Origin of the sequence: Larkinella fluvii (assembly GCF_051857545.1) — a bacterium.
Classification (GTDB): domain Bacteria; phylum Bacteroidota; class Bacteroidia; order Cytophagales; family Spirosomataceae; genus Larkinella.
The window spans coordinates 831,781-854,230 of sequence record NZ_JBPZHB010000002.1 but is presented as its reverse complement, the minus strand read 5'-3'; the positions used below and the strand labels follow the sequence as shown (position 1 = coordinate 854,230).

The following is a 22,450-nucleotide window of genomic DNA, read 5'->3' as shown; positions in this document are numbered from 1 at the left end:
TAGAATCCTTCCGGGATTTTTTTATCTGATTTAATCAAAAACCTTTTGCTATACCGGAAGTTATAAGGACATTACTACGGTTTTTGGTAACCGCAGTTTTGGAAGAATTTCTATTCACTAACTCGTAACAAACGGTATGGAATCGAATGTGTTTCATGATTCGCAACAGGCGGACCTCGTATCCAACGAAAATGCTGATACAAAATACGGTCAGGATCAGGCCGATACACATATGGTCAAATTAGTCGATGGGAAATTAGTGCCGACGGCCCATCTCGAAACAGAAGTAACCGACGACCTCAGCGATCGGTATACCGACGATGTGGAGCGCGGTCTGAACTCGCCCAACCAACGGACGTATGATGTAGTCGATATCAAATCGGATCATCCTCAGGCGGATATGATTCCGGAACTCCCGTCGACTCCCAACCCGAACAATCCGATTCCGTCGTCGCCTGATTCACCCAATCCGCCGACGCCACACACTCCCGGCCCCGAAATCCCGGATTTTCCGTCGACCCCGAAACCGGACAAACCCGAAATTACGGAACCCAGTGAACCCGGGCGGTCGCACGAAGTGAACAACTCCGGGAACGCCGATGGCCAGATTTCCAACGAAGGCAACACAAAAGATACGCCCACCAGCGGACTGGCGGATACCATGCCCGGCGCGGATGTGCCGACGCAAAGCCAGCACCCCGGAGAAAAAGAAAAAGCCCCGGATCTGGTCGACTCCGACGCCAACCAGGGCCCCGGCCCGGCCAATTACATCAAGCCCAAAACCGACGAAGGCATGACCGAAAACCCGGATACGGGCTCCTCGGAACATCCCTACGACGTCAACGAAAAAGACAAGGAACCGTATCAATCCGCCGAACGCCCGGAAGAAACCGCCCAGATGCTGGATCAGCCGAAGGAAACGCTGGACGAAAGCGCGATCAAAAAACAGCCAATGCAGGAATCCACCGCTCTGGCGCCGTCTGACATGAAATCGACCGATCAACTGGACCGAAAATACAACGATCCGGCTGCGGCCCGGGAAGATGTGGTATAATAAAAAGAATGTAAAATAATAAATGCTAAATGTTGAATGTAAAAGTACCCGCGTGGGGAACACTTTTACATTCAACATTTAGCATTTTACATTTATAATTTGAAGTTTCATTTCACAGTTCCTTCACCCGAATGTTCCGAAACCGCAGCACGGAACCGTGGCCCAGAAAACCGATGTGGCCTTTGGTGCGTTGCAAACCGGGATGTTCTTTATGGTCGAGAGTCCCGTTTTTGCTGGCTTCGGCAATATCACCGTTCAAAATCTGAACCCCGTTCAATACCACTTTCACCTGATTGCCTTTCACGGTTACTTCCTGTTCGTTCCACTCACCCAGCGGTTTGAGCGCCCCGCGTTTCGCCGGAATCACGCCGTAGACCGAGCCATGGTACTGATATACCTCCAGCTTTTTGTAAATATCTGCGTCATTATCCAGAATCTGGAGTTCCATACCCACATAAGCGGCATCACCTTCCAGCGGAGCGCGGATGCCCAGTCCATTGTTGGCACCGGGGGTTAGCTGAAATTCAAACCGGAACACAAAATCCGCGTATTCTTTCTTTGTGTACAGATTGCCTTTCCCCCCGTTGTTGTACCAGACGATATCCCCATCTTCGGCCACATAATCCTTCGTATTGCCGGTCCACTGGCTGAAGTCGCTGCCGTTGAACAACGCCTGAAAACCGTCCTTTTTTTCGGCTTCGGTCACTTGATACGGTTTGGGTTGGGGCAATTCTTTGATGTAGATATTCCGGTAGGCCACGTAAGTACCATGCGCCTGAAGTTCGATCTGTTCCGACGGAAAAATAGGCTGGCTACGATCCCAGTAGTTCTCCAGCACCGTATTGTCCGTTACCAGTTCGCCATTCAGATAAACCGTCACGCGTTCGCCTTTCATGATGATCCGGAACGTATTCCACTCGCCCACCGGGTTATCGGCCCGTTTCAGCGGTTTGCTGGCAAACTTCTGGTTGTTATACAATCCGCCCGAGCCAACCTGTGCGCCCACATTCGTCCGCGCCGGGTCCCAGATCTGCACCTGCGGGGTGCCTCGCAGGTAAATACCGGCGTCGCCTTCTTTGGTAATTTTCCAATCGACCAGCATCTCGAAATCCTGGTACGGTTTTGTCGTGCAGATGTTGTTTCCGTGTCCGTTGAAAACCAGCAACCCGTCTTTCACCGACCAGCCTGCCCGCATGAGTTCATCGGCCTTCTGCTGTTTCAGTGCCAGCGAATCCGCGCTCATTTTGCTTCGTTTAACCGGATTTTCCACCAGTCCTTTCCAGCCTGAAAGATCTTTTCCGTTAAAAATCGCCACAAAACCGTCGCCAGCGGGCAGGGTTTGCAAGCGTCGCTGGATGGCCTGTCGCTGGGCGTCGCCGTCGGGACCGGTGATGACCTGGCTGGCTTTTTCCAGCAACTTCCGCACCACATCCCCCGTAAAATCCCGGCTGGATGCGGCAACCGACCAAACCGTCGAGGCCGCCTGTTGCTGCATCGCCGGATCGTCCAGATAGTTTCCGGCAAAAACCAGCGCCAAAAACGTCCGGCACCGGCTGACCGATTTCAGGATTTCGTTTTTTTGCTGCGGAGTCCGGGCTACTTCCATCGCATCCCGCAGCAGCAGCAGCCGCTGGTCGGCCGGGAAGGTCGACCGGTCGATCAGTTTGAGATAACCGCTCAACGCCGATTCGGAAACCACGCTGTTTTGCCGTGCAATCGCCAGCAAAGCGGGGGCTGCTTCGGGCGTCGACCACTCCGACAGAGCCGCTACGGCAGCAGGCTGAGCAATGCCTTCACCTTTCCCGAACGATTCCTGCACGATTTGTAACGCTTTCGGCCCGCCGATGCCGGCAAAAGCCCCCAGAAAACGCGGTTGCGCGGCCGTGGGTGCCTGTTGCATTGTGCTGAATAACAAGTCTGTCCGCTGGAGCGAGTCGCCCACCGAAACCGTCGCGGCTGCCAGCGCCTGCTGCAACGAGCGAATGGCTTTGGGTTGTGTTGCGTTGGTTAATAAAGTCACCAGTTGCGGAAGTTGCTCTGGTCCGACCATAAACGGTAACGCAGCCGCGGCCGCCTGACTAATCGTGGTATCGCTGTCCTGCGCCTGAGCCAGCACCTGTTGCACGCTCGATCCGGCAGCGCGGGTTCCCAGCACTGTTAGCAAAGCCGCCCGGGCTTCGGCGGGCATGCTCGGCAACGCGTGCGTGATTTGAGCTACAACGTCCGGTCCTTTCAGGGTCAACACCGCATCCCGGATCGCCGTTATTTCCGGCGACGTACCCCGCTTCAGCAACGCCAGCAAATCCGGCAAAGCGGTTTGCTGGCCGGTGTGGGCCAGGGCCGAAATAGTCGCCAGCCGAACCGCCTGATCGTCACTTTTCAGGCCTGGTAACAAAGCCGGTGTCAGAGCCGTATCGCCGGTTAGTCCCAGTTGGGTAATCAAATCCGCCTGCACGTCGCCGGTAGTTCTGGCAATCAGTTTGGCTAGTTGCAGATTGAGCAGTTTGTTCTTCAAACCCGTCGCCAGTTTCAGGGCCGCTACCCGGTATTCGCCGGATGGGTCCTGCACCGCCGTGGTGAGCAAAGGCAAGCTTTTTTCTTTGTTGTTATCGACCAGAATTTTCAGCGCGGCCGACCGGGTATGAACCTGTTTCGCATCCGTACACTGTTCCAGCAGCTTCCGGGCCAGAGCGTCGGCCTGCGGTTTTTTGCCCGACACCGAGAGTTGTTTGATATAATCGAGGTAACTGGCCGTGGCTTCCGTTGCATCGTACGTAAAACCGCTTTGTTCGGCGGCTTTGGTCAAAACCACTCCGGCAGTCGGAGCCGCCAGTCGGGCCAGGGCATACATCGCCACTTTGCTAAGTTTGGGATCACCCTGCTCCACCAACGGCATCAGGGCGGAGGCTGCGGGCTGGTAACGCGTGTCGCCCAGGGCTTTCACCAGAGACAGGCGGCTGGTTCCCTGCGATTCGGCCAGGGCTTGTAACACCGCTTTCTGAGCCGAGGGTGTGTTGATCTTGACCAACGCCCGAACCGCCGGGGCGCAAAGCCGTTCGTCGGTCAGATAGGGTTTCAGAAAAACAACGGCATCGTCTTTCCCGACAATCTGCAATTGACTGAGAATAAACGCCTTATTTTCCGGGTCGGTTAGCTTTTCCAGCGACTGCCCGTAGGCCCGCACCGCCACCGCCCGTTGTGCTTCCTTGCCCGGTTTGGTAACGAAATAGGAATAACCGCCCAGCGCGTATTCCAAAGCCGTGTTGTCGCCTTTGCCGGGTGCTACCAGCCGGGCTACCATTTCCTGAAGGCCGGGCGACCCCAAAGCAGCCATCGCATCCATGCTGGTGATCAACTGCTTACTGTCTAAAGCGGGTAGTTGCGCCAGCTCGTCAGCGACCCGGTTTTCGAGGGCGCGCGGATCGGGTTTGGGTTGCGCCCAACTGGTTGTAGTGAGTAAAAACAGGCCCGCAAAGGCCATCTGAGGAAATTTCATGACAGGATAACGAGGTTAAAAGGGCCAACGGCAGTTATTACAGAATCCAGGGCGCGCGCATGGGCTGGTCAATCAGCCGATTGGCGCCCTCGTCGTTGACAAATACCTGATTGACCGGATCAAATTTCAGCGAGCGACCCAGTTGCAGGGCGATTTTACCCATGTTGATGAGGGTGCAGGAACGGTAGCCATTGGCTTCGTTGAGCGCAAACCGCTTGCGCCCCCGAACGGCGTCCACAAAGTCGGTTTGCTGCGGCAACGGTTCGGGAAAAGCCGCCAGTTTTTTCTGCAAATCCGGAATATCGGACTTAAACCCTTGATACAATTTCCCTTTCGGCCCTTCGATATAGGGCATGTTGACATCCTTGCCCTCACCATCCAGAATGATTTTACAACCGTCGGCGTAGGTATATTCAATCCGTCGCCAGGTGCCAACGGCGTCGGGATGTTGCTGGGGGGCGTCGATTTCGACCGAAATGGGGCTGGTGTCGTCTTTGCCCAGAAAATACTGAATGGGATCTAGATAATGTTGTCCCATATCGCCCAAACCGCCACCGTCGTAGTCCCAGTAGCCCCGGAAGGTGTTGTGAACCCGGTGCTCGTTATACGGTTTGTAGGGGGCCGGTCCCAACCAGGTTTCGTAATCCAGTTCGGGCGGCACCGGCATGGGGTCCAGATCGGTTTTCCCGACCCAGTAAAACTTCCAGTCGAAACCGGTGTGTTTGCTCACGGTTACTTTCAGGGGCCAGCCCAGCAAACCGCTGTCGACCAGCTTCTTGATGGGTTTGACGGGCGTTCCCATGCCGTAGAAATTGGATTCAAACCGAAACCAGGTGTTGAGCCGAAAAATCCGGCCGTGTTGCTGCACGGCTTCCATCACCCGTTTGCCTTCGCCAATGGTGGTGGTCATCGGTTTTTCGCACCAGATGTCTTTTCCGGCGCGGGCCGCTTCAGCCGCCATGATGCCGTGCCAGTGGGGCGGGGTGGCAATGTGGACAATATCGACTTCGGGCAGTTGAATCAGTTCCCGGAAATCCCTGAAGGTTTTGAGCGCGGGGTCCTTGATAATCCCTTTGGCCAGTTCCAGGTGCCGGGTATCGACGTCGCAAATGGCCGCGACCCTCGTTCCGGCGTAGGGTATGTGTCCACGACCCATGCCGCCAACGCCGATGATGCCTTTGGAAAGCTGGTCGCTGGGCGCCAGATAGCCTTTGCCCAGCACATGGCGCGGAACAATGGTAAAAGCCGCCAGAGTTCCCAGCGAGTTTTTGAGAAAGGTACGTCTTGAAGGGGTCTTTTTTACTGCCATCTCGTCAGTTTGTTATAGTCAGTCCCCTTCGCTATTCGTTATTCAGTGTTCAATATTCATTATTCAATATTTGTATTTTTTAGAACCAAATAACGAATACTAAAAAACGAATATCGAATATTGAACACTGAATCCCGAATAACGAAGGGATGAAAAATACGGCCTAATTCTGCATTTTCGGGTGGATTTACAATACTACTACTTTTCCCCTTAATAAGACCATCACGCGCCCAATCACCTCATTTCGCAGGGTGTTTTTCCCGACGTAAACTAAAAAGTCGTAAATTACGGCTTCCTGTAAACGCCTAATTTAATTCTATGGAAAACCCTGAACAGGTTCCTTCTCGTCGGTCCTTTCTAAAAACATTGGGATTGGCCGGAACCGCAGCCGCGGCCGTTCCGTCTTCGCTCGCCCAGGCCGGAACGGCTCCGATGTACCTTCATTTAGTGAAAAGTCATAGCAGCACAGCCGCTAACGATAAAGTCCGCATCGGACTCATCGGAACGGGCGGTATGGGCATTGGGGATACGGAGACCGCGCTGATGGTCGAAGGAACCGAAATTATTGCCGCCTGTGACCTCTACGACGGCCGTTTGCGCCGGGCTAAAGAGTTGTGGGGCGATGGTTTGTTCACCACCCGCGACTACCGTCAGGTGCTCGAACGGTCGGATGTCGATGTAATTATCAACGGAACGACCGACCACTGGCACGAAAAAATCTCGACCGACGCCATGCGCAAAGGCAAGCACGTCTATTGTGAAAAGCCAATGGTACAGAAGGTCGAAGATGGCCATACGCTGATCAAAGTTCAGAAAGAAACCGGTAAAGTGTTTCAGGTGGGCAGCCAGTTTGCCAGTTCCATCATCATCGCCAAAGCCAAAGAATTGCTGAAAGCCGGCGACATTGGCGAGCTGGTTTTTGCTGAAGCCCAATATGACCGCCACAGTGCCATGGGTGCCTGGCAATACTCCATTCCGCCGGATGCATCGCCCCAAACCGTTGATTGGGACACCTATTTGGGAACCGCTAAAAAGCGTGAGTGGGACCCGAAGCGGTTTTTCAGATGGAGAAACTACCAGGACTACGGAACGGGGGTGGCCGGTGACCTCTACGTTCACCTGCTGACGACGCTCCACACCATTACGGGTTCCAAAGGCCCCAACCGGGTGTATGCCAGCGGTGGGCTGCGGTTCTGGAAAGATGGTCGTGATGTTCCCGATATTCACCTCGCTATTTTTGATTACCCGAAAACCGCCGAGCATCCGGAATTTAACCTGACGACGCGGAGCAATTTCGTCGATGGTGGCGGTGGCGGTTACCTGGTTCGGCTGGTCGGTACGGAAGGCGATCTGTCGGTTGGCTGGGATAGCCTGACGGTTCGGCACCACAAACTGCCCAAAGCGCCCGGTCTGTCGATCAGCAATTTCCCGAAAGACCAGCAGGAAGCGTATCTGAAAGAATACAAAAAAATGTATCCCGAGCGCCCGGAAATGGAAGGTCCGCGCGAAATGGTCTATAAGACACCGAAAGATTACAAAGGCGATCGTTACGAACACTTTGTCAACTTCTTCGATTCGGTTCGCAACCAGAAACCGGTGGCTGAGGATGCAACCTTCGGGCTTCGGGCCTGTGGACCGACCCAGTGTGGTAACATCAGTCTGTTCAAAAAGCAGATCGTCAACTGGGATCCGAATGCCATGAAAATTATGAATGCTGTATAGGTTTTACGGTTTTCAGTATACGGTTTTCGGTGGCTGACGCGTTCCAAATCATGCGTCAGCCACCGAAAACCGTATACTGAAAACCGCAAACCACAAACCCTACAAAACCATGAAAAAAGCAACCTTTGCCCTGGCCCTGCTGGCGGGCGTCTTTACCCTCATGAGCCTTTCGAATGCTGGCTCGAAACCCGGCAAATGGGTGTCGCTGTTCGACGGAAAATCCACCAAAGGCTGGCACAGTTACCTGAAAGACAAGGCCATTGGCTGGAACATCGAAGACGGAACGCTGACGCCCGACGGTACCGGCGGTGACCTCGTGACGGACAAGGAATACGAGAACTTCGAGCTGGAGTTTGAGTTCAAACTGCCGCCCAAAAGCAACAGCGGGGTGGTTTACAAAGTGATCGAAGATCCGGCGAACAAGGCCACGTACTGGTCCGGTCCCGAATACCAGGTGATCGACGATACCGGCTACCAGTTGGGCGACGGTGCCAAACTGAAAGGAAGCCAGTTGACCGGTGCCAACTACGACATGATTGCGCCCAGCGACCTGACCATCAACAAACCCGCCGGGCAGTGGAACAAAGGCCGGATTGTGGTGAACAACAACCACGTCGAGCATTACCTGAATGGCAAGAAAGTGGTGGAATACCACTACGGCGGGGACGAATGGCAGAAGATGGTGGCTGGCAGCAAATTCAAAGACTGGAATTACGCCAAAGCCCACGCCAAAGGCAAAATCGCGCTGCAAAACCACAGCCCGAAAGAAGTGGTCTGGTATAAAAACATCCGGATTCGGGAGTTGTAGGATTGCAGAAGTTTTGGTTAACGGGGCGTTGCCGGGACGGTTTTTGAAACCGCCCGGCAACGCCCCGTTTTTTATCACACCAAAAGGACATTCACCCCAGAAACGCCTGAATTTTATCCCGGTAATTGCGGGTCCATTTCAGCGTCTGGCCCAGCTTGAGATGGACGATGTAATCGCCGTTGAAATGGGTTTCCACTTCCTGAACGTAGGCCAGATTGACAATGTGTGAGCGGTGCATCCGCACAAACTGGTTCGGATCAAGCCGGGTTTCGAGCTTCGTCAGGCTGTCGTACACGATGTGTTTGCCGGTGGCGGTGTGCAGGGTGATGTAATTACCATCCGCATCCAGATACTGCACGTCGTTCAGATTCACGAAATACATCCGGCCCTGCTCCTTCACCAGCACCCGCGACAGGTACTCGCGCGGGGGTACGGGCGTATGCGCACTGAGCAATTGGGCCAGCAGGGCCTCAATTTTGGGCTGGTTCTGGTTGTTGAGCCGCTCGATGGCCCGGCCCAGCGCCTGCCCGAAACGAATTTCATCGAAAGGCTTGAGCAAATAATCAATGGCGTTGACTTCGAAAGCCTGAAGGGCATACTGATCGTAGGCGGTCGTGAACACCACCGTTGGCTGGTGATCGGGCCAGACTTTCCGCAGCACGCTGAAGCCGTCGAGCCGGGGCATCTGAATGTCGAGAAAAATCAGGTGCGGGCGGTGAAGCAGAATTTTCTGCACCGCTTCCAGACCATTGGCCGCTTCGTCGACCACCCGGAGCATGGGCGTGTCGGCCAGCAACGTCCGGATCACCTCGCGGGCAGCCAGTTCGTCGTCAATGATGAGCGTGTGATACGGGTTCATGGGTTACCGTTGAAGTTAACAAGGAGCATTGGCAGGGAATCCGCAGGCTGACGGTGGTGGTGCCCCCCGGCGGCTGATCGAACTGCATCGTCGCCTGTTCGCCGTAAGCTTTCTCCAGCCGCGAAAGGGTGTTGGACAGGCCCAAACCCATCCCGGACGTATCATGCAGTTGTTCCTGACCCAACCCATTGTCGAACACCTGAATCACGACGGTTTCGCCAAGCCGTTGCGCTGTGATGCGAATCAGCGCCCCTTCGGTGAGGTCGGCAATGCCGTGGGTGATGGCGTTTTCGACGATGGGTTGCAGAATCAACTGCGGCAGCAGGCATTCTTCCGCTTCGGGCGCAATTTCGTATTCGACCATCAAGCGGTCTTCGAAGCGAATTTGCTGGATCGACAGGTACTGCCGGGTCAGCGTCATCTCGTCGCGCACCGAAATGAAGTTGGCCTGCTGACGCACCAGCACACTCCGGAGCAGGTCGCTCAGCGTGGTCACCATTAGGGCGGCCCGACGGGTCTGATTCCGCAGCATCAAACTGACCACCGTATGGAGCGTATTGAACAGAAAATGAGGATTTAACTGCATTTTCAAAGCCTGCAACTGCGCATTGGCCAACTGGCTCTTGAGCTGTTCGTTGACCAGTTCGGCCTGCAAATGTTGCTGTTTCAGCGATTGCAGTTGGTAGACGTGCGTCAACACGTTATAGCAAACCACGAGCAGCATGTACTGGGCAAACGCATTGCCAAAACTCAGAAAAAAAACCGTCATCACCCGCCGGACAGTGATCGCCTTCCCCTGCTCGTGGGCAATGGCGGCTCCCAGCAGCAGGTGTTCCACCACCAGTTCTACCCCATACAACACCGCAGCAATCAGCAGGTGCGTCAGCACCTGGGTGACAAACCGGCTGGCGCGCTGGGTTTTCAGGAGCGAAAACCGCTGGGCGCAGAAAATGACCAGGGGGGTTGCACCCCACCAGTACAATAACTCGATGAGCCAGTAGAGCGTATCGGTGAAATACAGCCGGGCGTTGGGCGTGAGCAGCCAGACCATAATGGCCTGACCATACCAGATCAGCGAAAAAAAACTCCAGTAGAAAAAACTGTACCACCAGAACTGGCGGACGGTCAGCGGCAGACCCGAAGTCTGCAACAAGCGATCGATGGCGGATTTCATGTGTGAACAGAACGACGATAATCGGGTTCCGGCGACTCTCTCCAATGACAAAGCAATTTTTCTTCCACTCCTCCCTTTCTTCTAAATAAATACACGGCAGTCCGCGCGGACTGCCGTGTAAAACCGGGTAGAATGACCACCCTATTGAACAATCAAGTGCTTCGTTATCAGCGATTTCCCTTCCAGAATCACCAGATACGTACCACTCCGCAGATTCCGAACCGGCACGGTTATTTCAGTGGCATGTTCGGCCACATCGGCGGTATACACCACCACGCCGACATGATCTTTCAGCATCACTTTCCGAACCTGGGTATCCACGAAATTGTAGCGAACCAGCACCTGTTCCTGACCCACCGCCGGGTTGGGGTAAATCATGATGCTTTCACTGGCGTCACTCAGCGTCGCCGAATAGGTGGTTTTGCATTGGCTGACGAGGTCGGTGACCACCACGGAATATGTACCCGCCGGAACCTCCCAGATATTCAGGGTTGTGGCCCCGTTGGACCAGTCGTACGTATAGATGCCACTTCCGCCCGTAACGTTCAGGTTGATGTAGCCCTTGCCGTTCAGGTAGCTGACGTTGGCCGTGACTTCCGGTGCCGAACCGGACCCTTCCAGCGTCACCTCTTTTTCAGTCTGAAAACCGCCATCGCCTTCCACTTTGATGCGGAAGGTCCCCGGCACCAGCCCCCCAAATTCGGGGTTGTTGATCCCGGCCGGATTCGGTTCGCCGTTAATGTAGTACCTATTGTTACCACCCGAACCTTTCACGGCGGTTACCCGGATCTTTCCGTTGGGCGCACAACTGGGGTTCTCAGGGGTCAGCTCAATTCCGGGAATGACGATGGTGTAGGACGCCGTGGTGCTACAGCCCGTTGCCGCATCGGTCACCTCCACCTGGTACGTTCCGTCGAGAACTTCCCACAGATTTTGGGATTCCGACCCTTCCGACCATTTGTAGATGTAAATTCCGCTGCCACCGGTAACGTTCAGATTGATGTACGCTTTTTCATTTTCGATACTGACCTCCGCCTGAACGACCGGTTTTTCGCCCTTGTCCTGCACGGAAACGGTTTTGGCAAACCGAAAATCGCCGTCGCCCGTAATGACAATCTCGTAATCGCCCGCAGCCAGGTCGCTGAAAACCGGCTGGTCGGCCCCCGCCGGATTCGGTTTTCCATTGATGGCATACTTCGTGTTACCTCCCGAGCCGGTAACATTTTGTACCTCGATCCGGCCATTGGGTTTACACGTCGCGTCGGTCACCAAGAAGTCCGCGCTAGCGGTTCCGCCTGTTGCGATTATGGATGCTTCGATTGTACAACCGCTCACCTGATCAGTCACCGTGACGCGATACGTCCCGGGCGTTACATTGGTCAGATCTTCGGTCGTGCCGCCATTCGACCAACGGTAGCTGTACGAACCGCTGCCGCCCGAAACGGTTAAATCCAGCGTCGTCTGATTCTGCACAATGGCAGCCGACAGCGGATTGGTGCCCCCACCGACGGGTACATTTTCGTAATACAGAAAACCGTCGTTCCCCTCGATCCGTAAATCGTATTTTCCGGGAGCCAGATTACTAAAAACCGCCACATGCTCCCCGGCCGGATTGACCACATTGTTCAGGTAAAACGTATACCCCGAAACCGCTTCGCTGCCGTTGATGGAAACCACCCGAATGGATCCGGTAGAACCGCAGGCGGCATTTTGCGTCGTCAGTTTGACATCGGCGACGTTGCTGCCCCCCGCTTCGATGTCATCGACCCAGAAATCGTAGGCCTTGTCCAGTCCGGTCGACAGAAAACCGATCCGCGTCACCTGTTTCGTATCAATTTTATCACCCGCCAGCAGCGCGCTCATTGGAACCCGAACCCGCTGGTAATCACCGGAGAAAGCAGTCACATACCCCCCTCCGCGCACTGGTACGGGTGAGGTGCTTGCGGCAGAACGATCTTTCAGAAACACCTGAAAATCGAAATTTTCTCCGGGATTGCTGACTTTCACGTAAAACGTTATGTAACCCTTGGTGCTCAAGTCTTTGATGGCTTCGTCGTTGGTGTTTTCGTTCCAGTCCCAGACCATCGCGGCAAAACCGTTGTCGGCCATATCGAAGTGCATTTTCATGCTTTTGGGAGCCTTGTTGCCGTTGGCTTCATCGACCACGCAGGTCGTCACCGCGTTGAGCGTGGTCGGTTTTCCGGTATTCACCACATCGCCATCCCACAGAACCACCGAACTGGCTGGCTCATTCACCGTGAACTGAACGGACGCATCGGCGGAGTTGCCTTCGGCATCCACAGCCGCAATGTTGAGTTGCTTTGTGCCTTTGACAACGCCCGACGGAACCGTTGCCGTTGCCGCATACCGGCCATTTTCGAGCGTCATGGCCTGTTTATTGGCAAGCCCCAGCGGAGCCAGATCGACGGTTACCGTCCGCAGGTTGTTGTCCGGATCGTCTACCTGGGCAAAAATCGTAACGGTCGTTTTTCCATCGGCGTATCCGGCGGTTGGCGTAACGCCCTTTTCGCGGATAACGGGTTGCAAAACCGGGTTGGAATACGGCAGTACCCGCACGTCGTCGATCCACACATCGAACGATTTCTGGGCCGTGTTGCAGTTAAAATTCAACTGCCAGATCTGTCCGAGATCAATTTGCGAGTCGGTCGTGAAGGCCGACAGTGGAATTTTAACCCGCGTGTAGCCACTGGAATTCAGCGAACCGAGGTAGCCGCCCTGCTTCAGCCACACAGTGTTCGAGGTGTGCATTTGCGCCGTAGCATCCCGCAGACTCACTTCAATATCGGAATTTTCGGGCGCATTGGATTTGAGGTAGAACTCCAGGGCTCCGAAATCCCGAATGTCCCGGGCATCGGCGGGGTTGTCGTTGTCGGAAAGCCGCCAGGTCATGGTGTTGTAGCGGTTATTGGCGTGTTCGAAGTGCATGAACAGACTACCCGGCTGGTGCTGGCCACCGGTTTCGCGCCGTTCTATTTTTGCATTTCGGGCTTGCGTATCACTCGGATCGTAGTAAGAACCCCCAGTGCCCCGCTTGATTTCGTCGCCATCCCAGATTACGGTTTCCGCCGTCCGCTTGATAACCCGGTACGAAACGGCGGCTTCGGCCGTGTGGTTGGCCGCATCCTTCGCGGTAATTTTAATGGATTTCGATCCGGCAACGGTTCCGGTGGGCACCTGAACCTGCAAGCGATACAGCCCCGTTTCCGTCCCACTTGGCGTAAACGCCACGGCAGTACCACCCCCCAGGGGACTCAGATCGGCCGTTACACCCGCGAGGTCGTTGTCGCCGTCGGCTACTTTGGCCGTCAGTTCAAACGTCGCCGTCCCGTCGGAATAGCCCGCCGACGGATTGATCGTCGTTTCGGTGATGTCGGGATATATAGCAATGTTTTCTTCCGACAAAACGAAATGGCAGGCCGTCAGCGCCGGCAGGACGTATTCGAAGGTATTGCTGTTGATGGTTCGAACGCTTTTCAATTGTTTCAGCACCGAGCTGGAATTGTCGAACGCCCAAACCGTGGCACTTTTGTATTGCCGGCTGCCGCCGATGGTAAAAGTGGCGGTGATGGGGCCATCCTGGTTTTTGCTGAGGGCCACAACGTGCAGTTTCGAATCGTCACTGCCGTTGATGGACGCAAAAACCGAGGTATTGACCAGATCAACCGTACTTGATTCCACCGAGGTATCGCCAAAATGACCACCCTGCCCGTCGTAGTTCCGGTACAGGTCAAACCCCGATTTGATAAAATCCACGACGCCACCCCAGTAGGTAGCCAGGTAAACGCCCTGCTTGCCAAAGATTCCCAGCGCGTCGGCCTGGGCAATCCCGCCGGAAGCGTGCGTCAGACCCATGTAGCTGTATTCGGTAATGGCCAGTTTCGTTCCCGGATAATACTGCCCGATGTGCTGGTGCATTTTGGGCAAAAAGGGCAAAAACAATTGCCGTTTGACCGGATCATCGCTCACGAACGTCCCCTCACTATACGTCGGGTCCCACAACGAACGGGTCATGGCCATGCGGGCAGCATTGTTGGCGTAGTCGGTCCGGTTGTCGGTCGGACGAAGTCCGTCATTTCTCCGTTCCGGATACCAGTGTACGTCCAGAACGTCGAGCAACCGCTTTCCGCCCTGCTGCTCTTTTTCCCGCATCTTACCCAGATACAAATCCAGAAAAATGGGATAATTGCCCTTTTCCTGGTCCCAGTCGGGTGCAAATTGCAGGTTTTCAAACTCCGAGATCCCAAACGACGCGGGGCCAAAAACTTCGGCCGTGGGGTCCATTTCCTTGATGCGCTGGGCCAGTTCAAAGGAGTTGTCCATCAGGTAGCGAACGCTGACCGGCGTCGTGCCCCACATCCGGCTGTGGGAGCTGGCCCACAAACCCGGTTCGTTGTCCAGCGCATAGCCCCGAACACCCCGCGCGGTGTTGCTCCGGCCAAAGTGGTGTTGCAGGTAATTCAGCTCCTCGTCCACGTACACGTCGCCATCGTTGACATCCGGCAGCAAGGTGAACGGGCTGGGTTTGCGGTATTTGACAGCCGCCCAACGGCTCGACGGGGCCGCCTGCTCCGGCGTAACAGCCCCGTTTTTATCCTTCGTCACGTATTTCGCCATGGGGAGCGTCACCAGCGAGTAGGCGTTCTGGTTCAACGACCGCTGATGAAATGTCGACAGGGCGGCTCCCGGAACATCGTACTGATTTTCAGGCACATTCTGCTGTCCGGGGACGTAGTTATCGCTTTCGTGAAACCAGTCGAAACCGGCGTTCGACGCATTGTTTTCCCAGTTGTAGTTCGTAATGCGGTTGCCGCCCAGCCGTTTGGCGGTCGCGTAGGGATACTGATCGTTGGTGCCGTAAATCAGCGGGCTGATCGGCTTGCGGGAATTTTGTGGATTGATGCTAAAATTGACGTGGATCTGGCTGTAGGCGTAGCGACTCAACAGAATGAGCATAAGGCCTAACAGGGAAGATTTCCAGAAAAGCCGCAGTTTCGGAAGCCGGAAGCTCCGAAACCGGTTGTTGTTTACGGGTTGTGGCACGGTGGTAGATGATAAGTGAATAGTGGACTTGTTTTGTTGTTATACTGAACGTCCGGACAAAGGGTCAAAAAAGGATTGATCCGGTTATTTATCAGACAAAATACAGAATCTAGAAGCCCTGGATTAAGCAGAAATGGCTGAACTGGACTTTCTATTATTCAAACGGGGGTTTGCAGCGGATGAAAAAAAGGACGGATGCGACCCCGGTTCACTGGGTCTGTTCTGAAAAACAAAAGACAGCACCATAAACCGTAAAATTCCGTATCTTCCCCCCAAAATTCCTAAGCCTTCATGAAAAAGTACTTTATTCTCCTGACCGGTTTTTTGCTGGCCTTCACGGCCCCTTCCCGCGAACCCATCGGCAAGGAAATGGCAGCCGCCGTGACCTCTTTCCTGAAAACCCTCGATGAAGAGCAGCGCAAAGTGGCGATGTTTCCGTTCAATGACGACGAGCGGTTTGTGTGGTATTACACGCCGGTTCCGCGCAAAGGGCTGTCGATGAAAAAAATGACGCCCGAGCAGCAGAAAGCCGCCATGGCCCTGCTGAAACTGGCCATGAGTGAGCAGGGATTTGAGAAGACAACGGCCATCATGGACATGGAAAATGTGCTGCGCGTGCAGGAAAACCGTCCGCCGAACGACACCCACCGCGATCCGATCAACTACTTTTTCACGTTTTTTGGCGAGCCGAACAGCAAAGAACCCTGGGGCTGGCGGCTCAATGGACACCATTTATTGTGGCAATTTTCGTCGCTGACGGGCAAAATATCGGGCATGACGCCCACGTTCCTTGGCAGTAATCCCGACATCGTCCGGGTCGATGTGCCCCAGAAAGGCAAACAGATTCTGAAACAGGAAGCCGAATTGGGGCTGGCGCTGGTGAATTCACTGAACAGCGATCAGTTGAAGATGGCCCTCATGAGCGAAACCTCCCCGCAGGAAATTTTTTCCACCAACGTTCGGAAAGTATCCATCGAAAAAATGGAGGGTATTCCGTTTCTGAAACTGACGGAAAGCCAGCAGAAAACCTTTCTGACCTTGCTCGATACCTACCTGAACAATTACCACGTGACGCTGAAAAATCAGCAGATGGACAAGCTGAAAAAAATCGGCCTGGACAAACTGGTGTTTGCCTGGGCGGGCGACCGGCAACCCGGTTTTGGTCCCGGCAAAGGCCAGTATTACCGCATTCACGGCCCCACGCTGCTCATTGAATACGACAATGCGCAGAATCAGGCCAACCATACGCACACTGTAGTGCGGGATTTAACCAGTGACTTTGGTGAAGATGTGCTGGCGGAACATTACAAATCACAGCACAAATAACTTAAAGCTAACCAAATAGCCGTTTAACCAATTCTTCTTTTGTCATCCCAAAATGATTGGCAATGTTATTTAGGATGGCTTCAACGTACCAATCTTAAGCGGATTGTGGCGAGGGATAGTTTCATGATGCAGGCCATTCTGTTCAGTTTCAATACGGACATGGCTACCGGTTTGACGAGTTATTCGATACCCCAGCGGTTTGAGAATTTGAATGAGTTCAGTACCGGTTAAATCGCGTGGTATTTTCATGACCCAAACGTAGAAGGAATTTGCCTTGATGGAAAGGCTGGTAACAAATTGCAACCATGAAAATACAGTTTATTGTAGGGCAAAAACTTCATCTTTCACAAAGTGAAGCCGAACAATCTGGGGCCATTGGCTGGCGTCATCAAAGTGGCAGTCAATGGCATCTCGAATCATTTGCTTTAATTCTTCGACGGTTTCTCCCTGGGTAAAAATAGTTTCTCCCAGCGCCCGCGCCGTATAACCCCCTTCCGGATCTTCTTCAACAACAAAAATCAATTCTTTCATAAAACCATCTGTTTTTGTAAAAAAACGACTTTTTCTCATCGATCATTCACTTTCTCCCGCCAGGTTTTTACCTCAAATCGGGCCCAACCGGCGGCAGCAATTTTCCGGGGTTCATGAGGTTGTTGGGGTCGAGGGCGTTTTTGATCGCCCGCATCACGTCGAGCGCTACGCCGTGTTCCTGAGCCAGATACGCTAGTTTCCCGATGCCAATCCCGTGTTCTCCCGAACAGGTTCCTTCCAGCGCCAGCGCCCGATGCACCAGCCGTTCATTCAGGGCTTTGGCTTTTTCAAACTGGCCGGGGCTAGCGGGATCGATGGGGATGGTGAGGTGAAAATTGCCGTCGCCCACGTGTCCGAGAATGGGGGCAAAAAGCCCGGTTTCGGCCAGATCAGCCTGCGTATCGACGATGCACTGAGCCAGCCGCGAAATCGGTACGCACACATCGGTCGACATCATACTGGAACCGGGCACCATCGCCAGGGCGGCCGGGGCGGCATCCGTCCGTGCCTGCCATAATTTCAGGCGGGCGGTTTCTTCCTGTTCCCAGATCAAATCAGTTCCCCCAAACCGACTCGCAAAAGCCTGTACGCGCTGGATCTGCCCTTCGATTTCGGCGGGTGAACCGTGAAATTCCAGAAATAACGTCGGTTTTTCGGGATAACCGAGACCTGAATACCGGTTGACGGCCTGCATCATCAGCGCATCCAGCAACTCAATTTTGGCAATCGCCACCCCGGCCTGAATCGTTTGGATGGCCGTATTGACCGCAGCTTCCACATCCGGGAAGGAGCAAACAGCCGCATAAATAGCCTCGGGATAGCTGTGCAATTTCAGCGTCAGTTCGGCCAGAATCCCCAGGGTTCCTTCCGAACCGATGTACAAGCGGGTGAGGTCATAACCGGTCGAGGATTTCCGGGCTTTGCTGCCTGTTTTAATGACTTGGCCGTCCGGCAATACAACTTTCAGCGACAGCACATTGTCTTTCATGGTTCCGTAGCGAACCGCATTCGTCCCCGACGCCCGGGTGCTGGCCATGCCGCCCAGTGTGGCATTGACGCCGGGACCGATCGGAAAAAAGAAACCGCTGCCTTCCAGCCAGGCATCCAGTTGATTCCGGGTCACTCCCGCCTGAACCGTGGCGCACCGATTGGCCGCATCGACTTCCAGAATCTGGTTCATCGACCGGAGATCGACGCAAACGCCCCCCTTCAGCGCCAGAACGTGGCCTTCCACCGACGTTCCGGCGCCGAACGGAATGATGGGAAGCTGATGTTCCTGGCAAAGTCGGACGATCGTGGCAATTTCTTCCGTGGTTTTGGGGAAAACGACCCAATCCGGCGGCTGGCAGGTGTGGTAACTAAACCCGGCTCCGTGTTGCTTCCGGATTTCTGGTTGGTCCGTCACCCGGTCGCCTAAAAGAGCCTGTAGCGCCGTGGAAACGCGTTGTCTGAGCAGATCGTCCATGCGGTTTTAGTCGAAATCGACTTTTTTTCTACGTTCCTTGATTTCACCCCGTTTTTTCTTCGAAACCAGTTTCTCGTCCCGCGACGCCTTCGTCGGCCGGGTAGCTTTTCGGGGCTTTTCTTTCTCAAAAGCCTTGCGGATCAACTGGTAGAACTTCTCGGTGACCTTGTCGCGGTTGCCTAATTGGGTCCGCTCGGTCTGGTGGTAGAGCACCAACACGCCTTCGGTAGTGATTTTGTTGACGAGTTTTTCGAGCAAAACCGCTTTTTCTTCTTCCGTCAACACCACCGAGTGGGGAATATCAAAGTATAATTCCGCTTTTGTTGCTACCTTGTTCACGTTCTGACCGCCTTTGCCCCCACTGCGGGCAAACTGGAATTGTAATTCGGGGTATAGTCGGGTTGGGTCCATGTTCTGCAAAAACTTGACAAAGCTACAAACAATCCCCGATACCAACGGTTCAGTTTACAGGAATACGACATAGCATTCGAGCCAAATGGAGCCCCAAAACGATTTTTTAGACAGCCTTCCCAAAACAAGCGAACTGCTTGAAAATACGATCGATACCCTGACCGACGGCATTGATCTGGAAACCGGCAAGGCCGATACCAACCTGCTTCAGAAATGGGTCGACATCCTGAAACAGAACGAAAACACGCAGCCACTGGGTGAAAAACTATCGGAACTAAGCGACGCACTGACCACTCAATCGCCTGATCAGGCTACGACCCAGCGTCTCCTGAATGAAATTGCCGACGATACAACCGAATTCGCAACCCAAGTGGGGCCTGAAGGTGAACTTCCTCCCCAATTGGAAGCGCTTGCTGCGGCTTTGCGCAATCTGGCCATTCAGCTTTCATAAAGCGGTTTTACAGGTCTATCTGCATCTTGATGTTCGACCGCTGGTAATGCGACGGACTAGATTCGACCCTGAAAAAACCCACTTTTTTATACAGTTCCAGCGCGGGAGTCAGGCTGGTGTTCGATTCCAGGTATACCTGTCTGGCCCCCATTTGCCGGGCTACTTCCAGGGCGTGAAGACAAAGTTTTTTCCCAATCTGTTTGCCCTGGGCTTCCGGCGTTACGGCCATTTTCCCGAGTTCATAGACTTCACTGCTGTTTTTTAGCAGCGCACAGGTTCCCACAATTTCTCCCCGATACCGGGCAAAAAACACCCGTCCGCCTTTGGCAATCACGTATCCTTCGGGGCTACTCAAGGCACGAATATCGGGTTCTTCCACTTTGAAATACTTCTCAATCCAGGCTAGGTTCAACCATTTGAACTGTTCGCGATAGGCCGGATCGAAATCAATGATTTCCACTTCGTCGAGCTGTTTCATTGTTTCTTCCATTGTGAAAATGAGGTTATGACGCTGGTTGTTAATTAGTTTGGTATTTAATTCATTGATCGTTGGTTTTTGGGTATAGATGATAGGAACACTGATTGGACGGATGTAACAGATTTTCGCGGATAATATCAGTTTAAATCTGTTATATCCGTCCAATCAGTGTTCCTATCTTAAATTCCAGTAAATCAGCAGATTCAGCGTGGCCCGACCGGATGCGATCAAGTCTAGATCACCATCGCCGTCTAAATCAGCGGCTTGCAGATCTTCAGCCGCCATCATTACGCTATCGTCGAGAACGTGTTCCTGCCAGGTATGCAACGTTTTATCGGGTACAAAAAGCCGTACGCCCACTTTCTTTTCGGCATTGGGATTGCGCCAGCCGACGGCAATCTGGTCGACGCCGAGTTTCAGGAAGTCACCACAAGCGAGCGCGTGGCCCTGACTCAACTGCTCCGTCAGTGTTTGCTGAACACCGTACATCAGCTTATCCGGCGCATCGGCAATCGGGCCGTTTTTATACACCACGAGCTTGTTCCCGTGCATGGGCTCGACGGCGGCCACGAACGGCATTTTAGCATTCTGGAACCCCCGGCGCACCTCCCCCATGCCGTTGCCAGCGCCAATCCAGCGATCCACCGGCGTCCATTTGCCACCGCGATAGGCCACCGTTTTTCCGCCTTCTTTGCTGCCAACCAGCATCCGGGTTTCGGCGCCATCCTCCCAAATCTCAAAATTGTGGGTCAGGTGCATCGTTGAATCGACCAGTTGCATCCGCCACGGATCGCGGGGATTTTTCGGTTTTTCGTAACCCAAAATCCGCACACCCCGCCCCTCGCCGTTTTTGTTCCCCAGCCCGTGCAGCGGCACCACAATCAATTGATACCGATTTGGTGCCACTTTAGCCCAGCGCATCCGGTGGGTCGTCACTTCGTGGTGCAGCCGAACAGCTTCCCAAATCTGGGTCGGATTGTTCGGGCGAATCAAGTAAAAAACCGCCCCGGATTTGGTGGAATCGTTGGTTTCAGACGGGTTCCAGCCCGCTCCGACCGCCACTTCCACTTTGCCATCGCCGTCGATGTCGCGGGCGGCAATGCAGACGTTATCCTGCGGGGTCAGATTCTGTGCCATGACATGCCGTTGCCACGTTTCAGACGGTTTTCCCGGGTTTCGGTACCAGACAATTTCTTTCTGGTCGGCCATCAGAATATCCGGTTTTTTGTCACCGTCGACGTCTCCGATGGCTAATCCGTAGCCAATATCAATCTGATTATCAACTACCTGAATCTTGAAAGTAGGATTTTGGGCGTAGAGCGGCCCGGCAAGCAGAAAAAATGCAGCTATTTTTTTCATGGGAAGAAAGGCAGGGTTCGTAGATAGACCTTTCTCCAATATTCGGCATTCACCCGGCAATAATCAACAGTTCCGGCCTATTCCTTTTTTCCGCTCCAGCGCTCGCCCAATCGCAGCACTTTATAGGGTGTCCCCTGCCGCTCCGCTTCGCGAACAAACTGGGCGGGGTCTTCGGTATTGAATTCAAACAGGTGGTAATGATGCGGAATTACCAGACCAGCACCGATTTCCTTTCCCAGGCGGGCGGCTTCTTCGGGATTCAGGTTTCCGGCCACGCGCCGTTCGGGTTTGTTTCCATTGATCGGCAAAAAGGCCAAATCGATTTGAAACGGTTTCAGCATTTCGACCATTCCGTCATACCAAAGGGTATCCCCGCTGTGATACACCGTCCACGGTCCGGCCTGCACCACGAATCCCATGAATTTGCAACGCCCCTGATCGTCGCGCTCCAGGCTGTTATGAGCCGCCGGAACACCGTGAAACATAAAACCGGCGACCTCGGTGGTTTCGCCGTCGTTCAGACCGATGGGAAAACCGGGATCGCGTTTGATTCGGTCGGCCACAAAAAACCGGTTGGCTTCCGGAATGACGAACTGAATTTCCGGGTTGGCGTTGAACAAGGGAAGCAGGGTTTCCGCGTCCAGATGATCTGTATGGTTATGACTCGACGTAACAACATCGATCCCGGTGAGTTGCCCCGGATCAACGACCTGTTCCGACATCCGGACGTGCGGCTTGTCGGTTTGGGCATATTTAATCGACAGCGAATCGGATAAATATGGATCAAACAACAGCCGTCGACCCTGCCATTGCAGCAAAAAACCGCTCTGCCCTAACCACCAGATATGGAGCAGATCGGGTTGGGAACGGGCGTTTTCCAGATCCGAAAGAAAGGTCTGGTCTTTTTGAAAAGCAGCAATCAAATCGTTCATACAATGGGTTTTCA

The 22,450-nt window shown here is 53.9% G+C and carries 17 protein-coding genes; 5 read left to right on the top strand and 12 right to left on the bottom strand.

All coding sequences use genetic code 11. The features are described 5' to 3' along the window. Positions 1–136: 136 nt before the first annotated feature. On the top strand, positions 137–1,054 hold the full coding sequence (locus tag ACS5NO_RS07415; protein WP_439414538.1) for a hypothetical protein: 918 nt from the start codon (positions 137–139) through the stop codon (positions 1,052–1,054). A 112-nt stretch (positions 1,055–1,166) separates the two neighbouring features. Here the strand turns inward: ACS5NO_RS07415 and ACS5NO_RS07410 are convergent, their stop codons facing one another. Continuing rightward, a complete protein-coding gene (locus ACS5NO_RS07410; protein ID WP_439414537.1) occupies positions 1,167–4,550 on the bottom strand; it encodes a DUF1080 domain-containing protein in 3,384 nt (1,127 codons plus the stop codon). Between the two features lie 37 nt (positions 4,551–4,587). Continuing rightward, positions 4,588–5,859, bottom strand: a complete 1,272-nt coding sequence (locus ACS5NO_RS07405) for a Gfo/Idh/MocA family oxidoreductase (protein ID WP_439414536.1) — start codon at positions 5,857–5,859, stop codon at positions 4,588–4,590. 318 nt (positions 5,860–6,177) lie between these two features. Here ACS5NO_RS07405 and ACS5NO_RS07400 point away from each other — a divergent pair, with 318 nt between their 5' ends. After that, positions 6,178–7,581: a Gfo/Idh/MocA family protein gene (locus tag ACS5NO_RS07400; RefSeq protein ID WP_439414535.1), complete on the top strand. Its 1,404-nt coding sequence runs from the start codon at positions 6,178–6,180 to the stop codon at positions 7,579–7,581. Between the two features lie 109 nt (positions 7,582–7,690). Beyond that, positions 7,691–8,389 (top strand): 3-keto-disaccharide hydrolase, encoded by a 699-nt coding sequence (locus ACS5NO_RS07395; protein ID WP_439414534.1) that lies wholly within the window; start codon positions 7,691–7,693, stop codon positions 8,387–8,389. A 91-nt stretch (positions 8,390–8,480) separates the two neighbouring features. Here ACS5NO_RS07395 and ACS5NO_RS07390 read toward each other — a convergent pair whose 3' ends face one another. From ACS5NO_RS07390 to ACS5NO_RS07380, 3 genes are all read right to left on the bottom strand, one after another. Next, positions 8,481–9,248, bottom strand: a complete 768-nt coding sequence (locus tag ACS5NO_RS07390) for a LytR/AlgR family response regulator transcription factor (RefSeq protein ID WP_439414533.1) — start codon at positions 9,246–9,248, stop codon at positions 8,481–8,483. Continuing rightward, the gene (locus ACS5NO_RS07385) at positions 9,220–10,422 is read right to left on the bottom strand and encodes a sensor histidine kinase (protein WP_439414532.1); all 1,203 of its coding nucleotides are present in this window, start codon (positions 10,420–10,422) and stop codon (positions 9,220–9,222) included. Before ACS5NO_RS07385 ends, ACS5NO_RS07390 begins: the two co-directional genes overlap by 29 nt. Before the next feature lie 141 nt (positions 10,423–10,563). After that, positions 10,564–15,483, bottom strand: a complete 4,920-nt coding sequence (locus tag ACS5NO_RS07380; protein ID WP_439414531.1) for a glycoside hydrolase family 44 protein — start codon at positions 15,481–15,483, stop codon at positions 10,564–10,566. A gap of 291 nt (positions 15,484–15,774) precedes the next feature. Here ACS5NO_RS07380 and ACS5NO_RS07375 point away from each other — a divergent pair, with 291 nt between their 5' ends. Beyond that, on the top strand, positions 15,775–16,809 hold the full coding sequence (locus tag ACS5NO_RS07375) for a DUF3500 domain-containing protein (protein ID WP_439414530.1): 1,035 nt from the start codon (positions 15,775–15,777) through the stop codon (positions 16,807–16,809). A gap of 69 nt (positions 16,810–16,878) precedes the next feature. Here ACS5NO_RS07375 and ACS5NO_RS07370 read toward each other — a convergent pair whose 3' ends face one another. The 4 genes from ACS5NO_RS07370 to arfB all read right to left on the bottom strand — a co-directional run bounded on the left by ACS5NO_RS07370 (position 16,879) and on the right by arfB (position 19,216). Then, a complete protein-coding gene (locus ACS5NO_RS07370; RefSeq protein WP_439414529.1) occupies positions 16,879–17,058 on the bottom strand; it encodes a type II toxin-antitoxin system HicA family toxin in 180 nt (59 codons plus the stop codon). A 69-nt stretch (positions 17,059–17,127) separates the two neighbouring features. Then, the gene (locus ACS5NO_RS07365) at positions 17,128–17,340 is read right to left on the bottom strand and encodes a type II toxin-antitoxin system HicB family antitoxin (protein WP_439414528.1); all 213 of its coding nucleotides are present in this window, start codon (positions 17,338–17,340) and stop codon (positions 17,128–17,130) included. 67 nt (positions 17,341–17,407) lie between these two features. After that, positions 17,408–18,805: an FAD-binding oxidoreductase gene (locus ACS5NO_RS07360; protein WP_439414527.1), complete on the bottom strand. Its 1,398-nt coding sequence runs from the start codon at positions 18,803–18,805 to the stop codon at positions 17,408–17,410. Positions 18,806–18,811: 6 nt separating this feature from the next. Then, positions 18,812–19,216 carry an alternative ribosome rescue aminoacyl-tRNA hydrolase ArfB gene (gene arfB, locus ACS5NO_RS07355; RefSeq protein ID WP_439414526.1) on the bottom strand — a complete coding sequence of 135 codons (405 nt, stop codon included), beginning with the start codon at positions 19,214–19,216 and terminating at the stop codon, positions 18,812–18,814. An 85-nt stretch (positions 19,217–19,301) separates the two neighbouring features. Between arfB and ACS5NO_RS07350 the strand changes: the two genes are divergently transcribed. Continuing rightward, positions 19,302–19,667 carry a hypothetical protein gene (locus tag ACS5NO_RS07350; RefSeq protein WP_439414525.1) on the top strand — a complete coding sequence of 122 codons (366 nt, stop codon included), beginning with the start codon at positions 19,302–19,304 and terminating at the stop codon, positions 19,665–19,667. A gap of 7 nt (positions 19,668–19,674) precedes the next feature. On the opposite strand, the gene ACS5NO_RS07345 is transcribed toward ACS5NO_RS07350, so the two are convergent. The 3 genes from ACS5NO_RS07345 to ACS5NO_RS07335 all read right to left on the bottom strand — a co-directional run bounded on the left by ACS5NO_RS07345 (position 19,675) and on the right by ACS5NO_RS07335 (position 22,436). Beyond that, entirely contained in the window at positions 19,675–20,157 is a 483-nt protein-coding gene (locus ACS5NO_RS07345; protein ID WP_439414524.1) for a GNAT family N-acetyltransferase, read from the bottom strand. A 162-nt stretch (positions 20,158–20,319) separates the two neighbouring features. After that, complete coding sequence (locus ACS5NO_RS07340) at positions 20,320–21,504, bottom strand: FG-GAP repeat domain-containing protein (protein WP_439414523.1); 1,185 nt, start codon at positions 21,502–21,504, stop codon at positions 20,320–20,322. Positions 21,505–21,581: 77 nt separating this feature from the next. After that, positions 21,582–22,436, bottom strand: a complete 855-nt coding sequence (locus ACS5NO_RS07335; RefSeq protein WP_439414522.1) for an MBL fold metallo-hydrolase — start codon at positions 22,434–22,436, stop codon at positions 21,582–21,584. Positions 22,437–22,450 lie beyond the last annotated feature (14 nt).

What these genes read in the sequence shown, in the direction of transcription:
- ACS5NO_RS07415 (WP_439414538.1), top strand. Translation starts at nt 137, where the DNA reads ATGGAATCGAATGTGTTTCATGATTCGCAACAGGCGGACCTCGTATCC.
- ACS5NO_RS07410 (WP_439414537.1), bottom strand. Translation starts at nt 4,550, where the DNA reads ATGAAATTTCCTCAGATGGCCTTTGCGGGCCTGTTTTTACTCACTACA.
- ACS5NO_RS07405 (WP_439414536.1), bottom strand. Translation starts at nt 5,859, where the DNA reads ATGGCAGTAAAAAAGACCCCTTCAAGACGTACCTTTCTCAAAAACTCG.
- ACS5NO_RS07400 (WP_439414535.1), top strand. Translation starts at nt 6,178, where the DNA reads ATGGAAAACCCTGAACAGGTTCCTTCTCGTCGGTCCTTTCTAAAAACA.
- ACS5NO_RS07395 (WP_439414534.1), top strand. Translation starts at nt 7,691, where the DNA reads ATGAAAAAAGCAACCTTTGCCCTGGCCCTGCTGGCGGGCGTCTTTACC.
- ACS5NO_RS07390 (WP_439414533.1), bottom strand. Translation starts at nt 9,248, where the DNA reads ATGAACCCGTATCACACGCTCATCATTGACGACGAACTGGCTGCCCGC.
- ACS5NO_RS07385 (WP_439414532.1), bottom strand. Translation starts at nt 10,422, where the DNA reads ATGAAATCCGCCATCGATCGCTTGTTGCAGACTTCGGGTCTGCCGCTG.
- ACS5NO_RS07375 (WP_439414530.1), top strand. Translation starts at nt 15,775, where the DNA reads ATGAAAAAGTACTTTATTCTCCTGACCGGTTTTTTGCTGGCCTTCACG.
- ACS5NO_RS07370 (WP_439414529.1), bottom strand. Translation starts at nt 17,058, where the DNA reads ATGAAAATACCACGCGATTTAACCGGTACTGAACTCATTCAAATTCTC.
- ACS5NO_RS07365 (WP_439414528.1), bottom strand. Translation starts at nt 17,340, where the DNA reads ATGAAAGAATTGATTTTTGTTGTTGAAGAAGATCCGGAAGGGGGTTAT.
- ACS5NO_RS07360 (WP_439414527.1), bottom strand. Translation starts at nt 18,805, where the DNA reads ATGGACGATCTGCTCAGACAACGCGTTTCCACGGCGCTACAGGCTCTT.
- arfB (WP_439414526.1), bottom strand. Translation starts at nt 19,216, where the DNA reads ATGGACCCAACCCGACTATACCCCGAATTACAATTCCAGTTTGCCCGC.
- ACS5NO_RS07350 (WP_439414525.1), top strand. Translation starts at nt 19,302, where the DNA reads ATGGAGCCCCAAAACGATTTTTTAGACAGCCTTCCCAAAACAAGCGAA.
- ACS5NO_RS07345 (WP_439414524.1), bottom strand. Translation starts at nt 20,157, where the DNA reads ATGGAAGAAACAATGAAACAGCTCGACGAAGTGGAAATCATTGATTTC.
- ACS5NO_RS07340 (WP_439414523.1), bottom strand. Translation starts at nt 21,504, where the DNA reads ATGAAAAAAATAGCTGCATTTTTTCTGCTTGCCGGGCCGCTCTACGCC.
- ACS5NO_RS07335 (WP_439414522.1), bottom strand. Translation starts at nt 22,436, where the DNA reads ATGAACGATTTGATTGCTGCTTTTCAAAAAGACCAGACCTTTCTTTCG.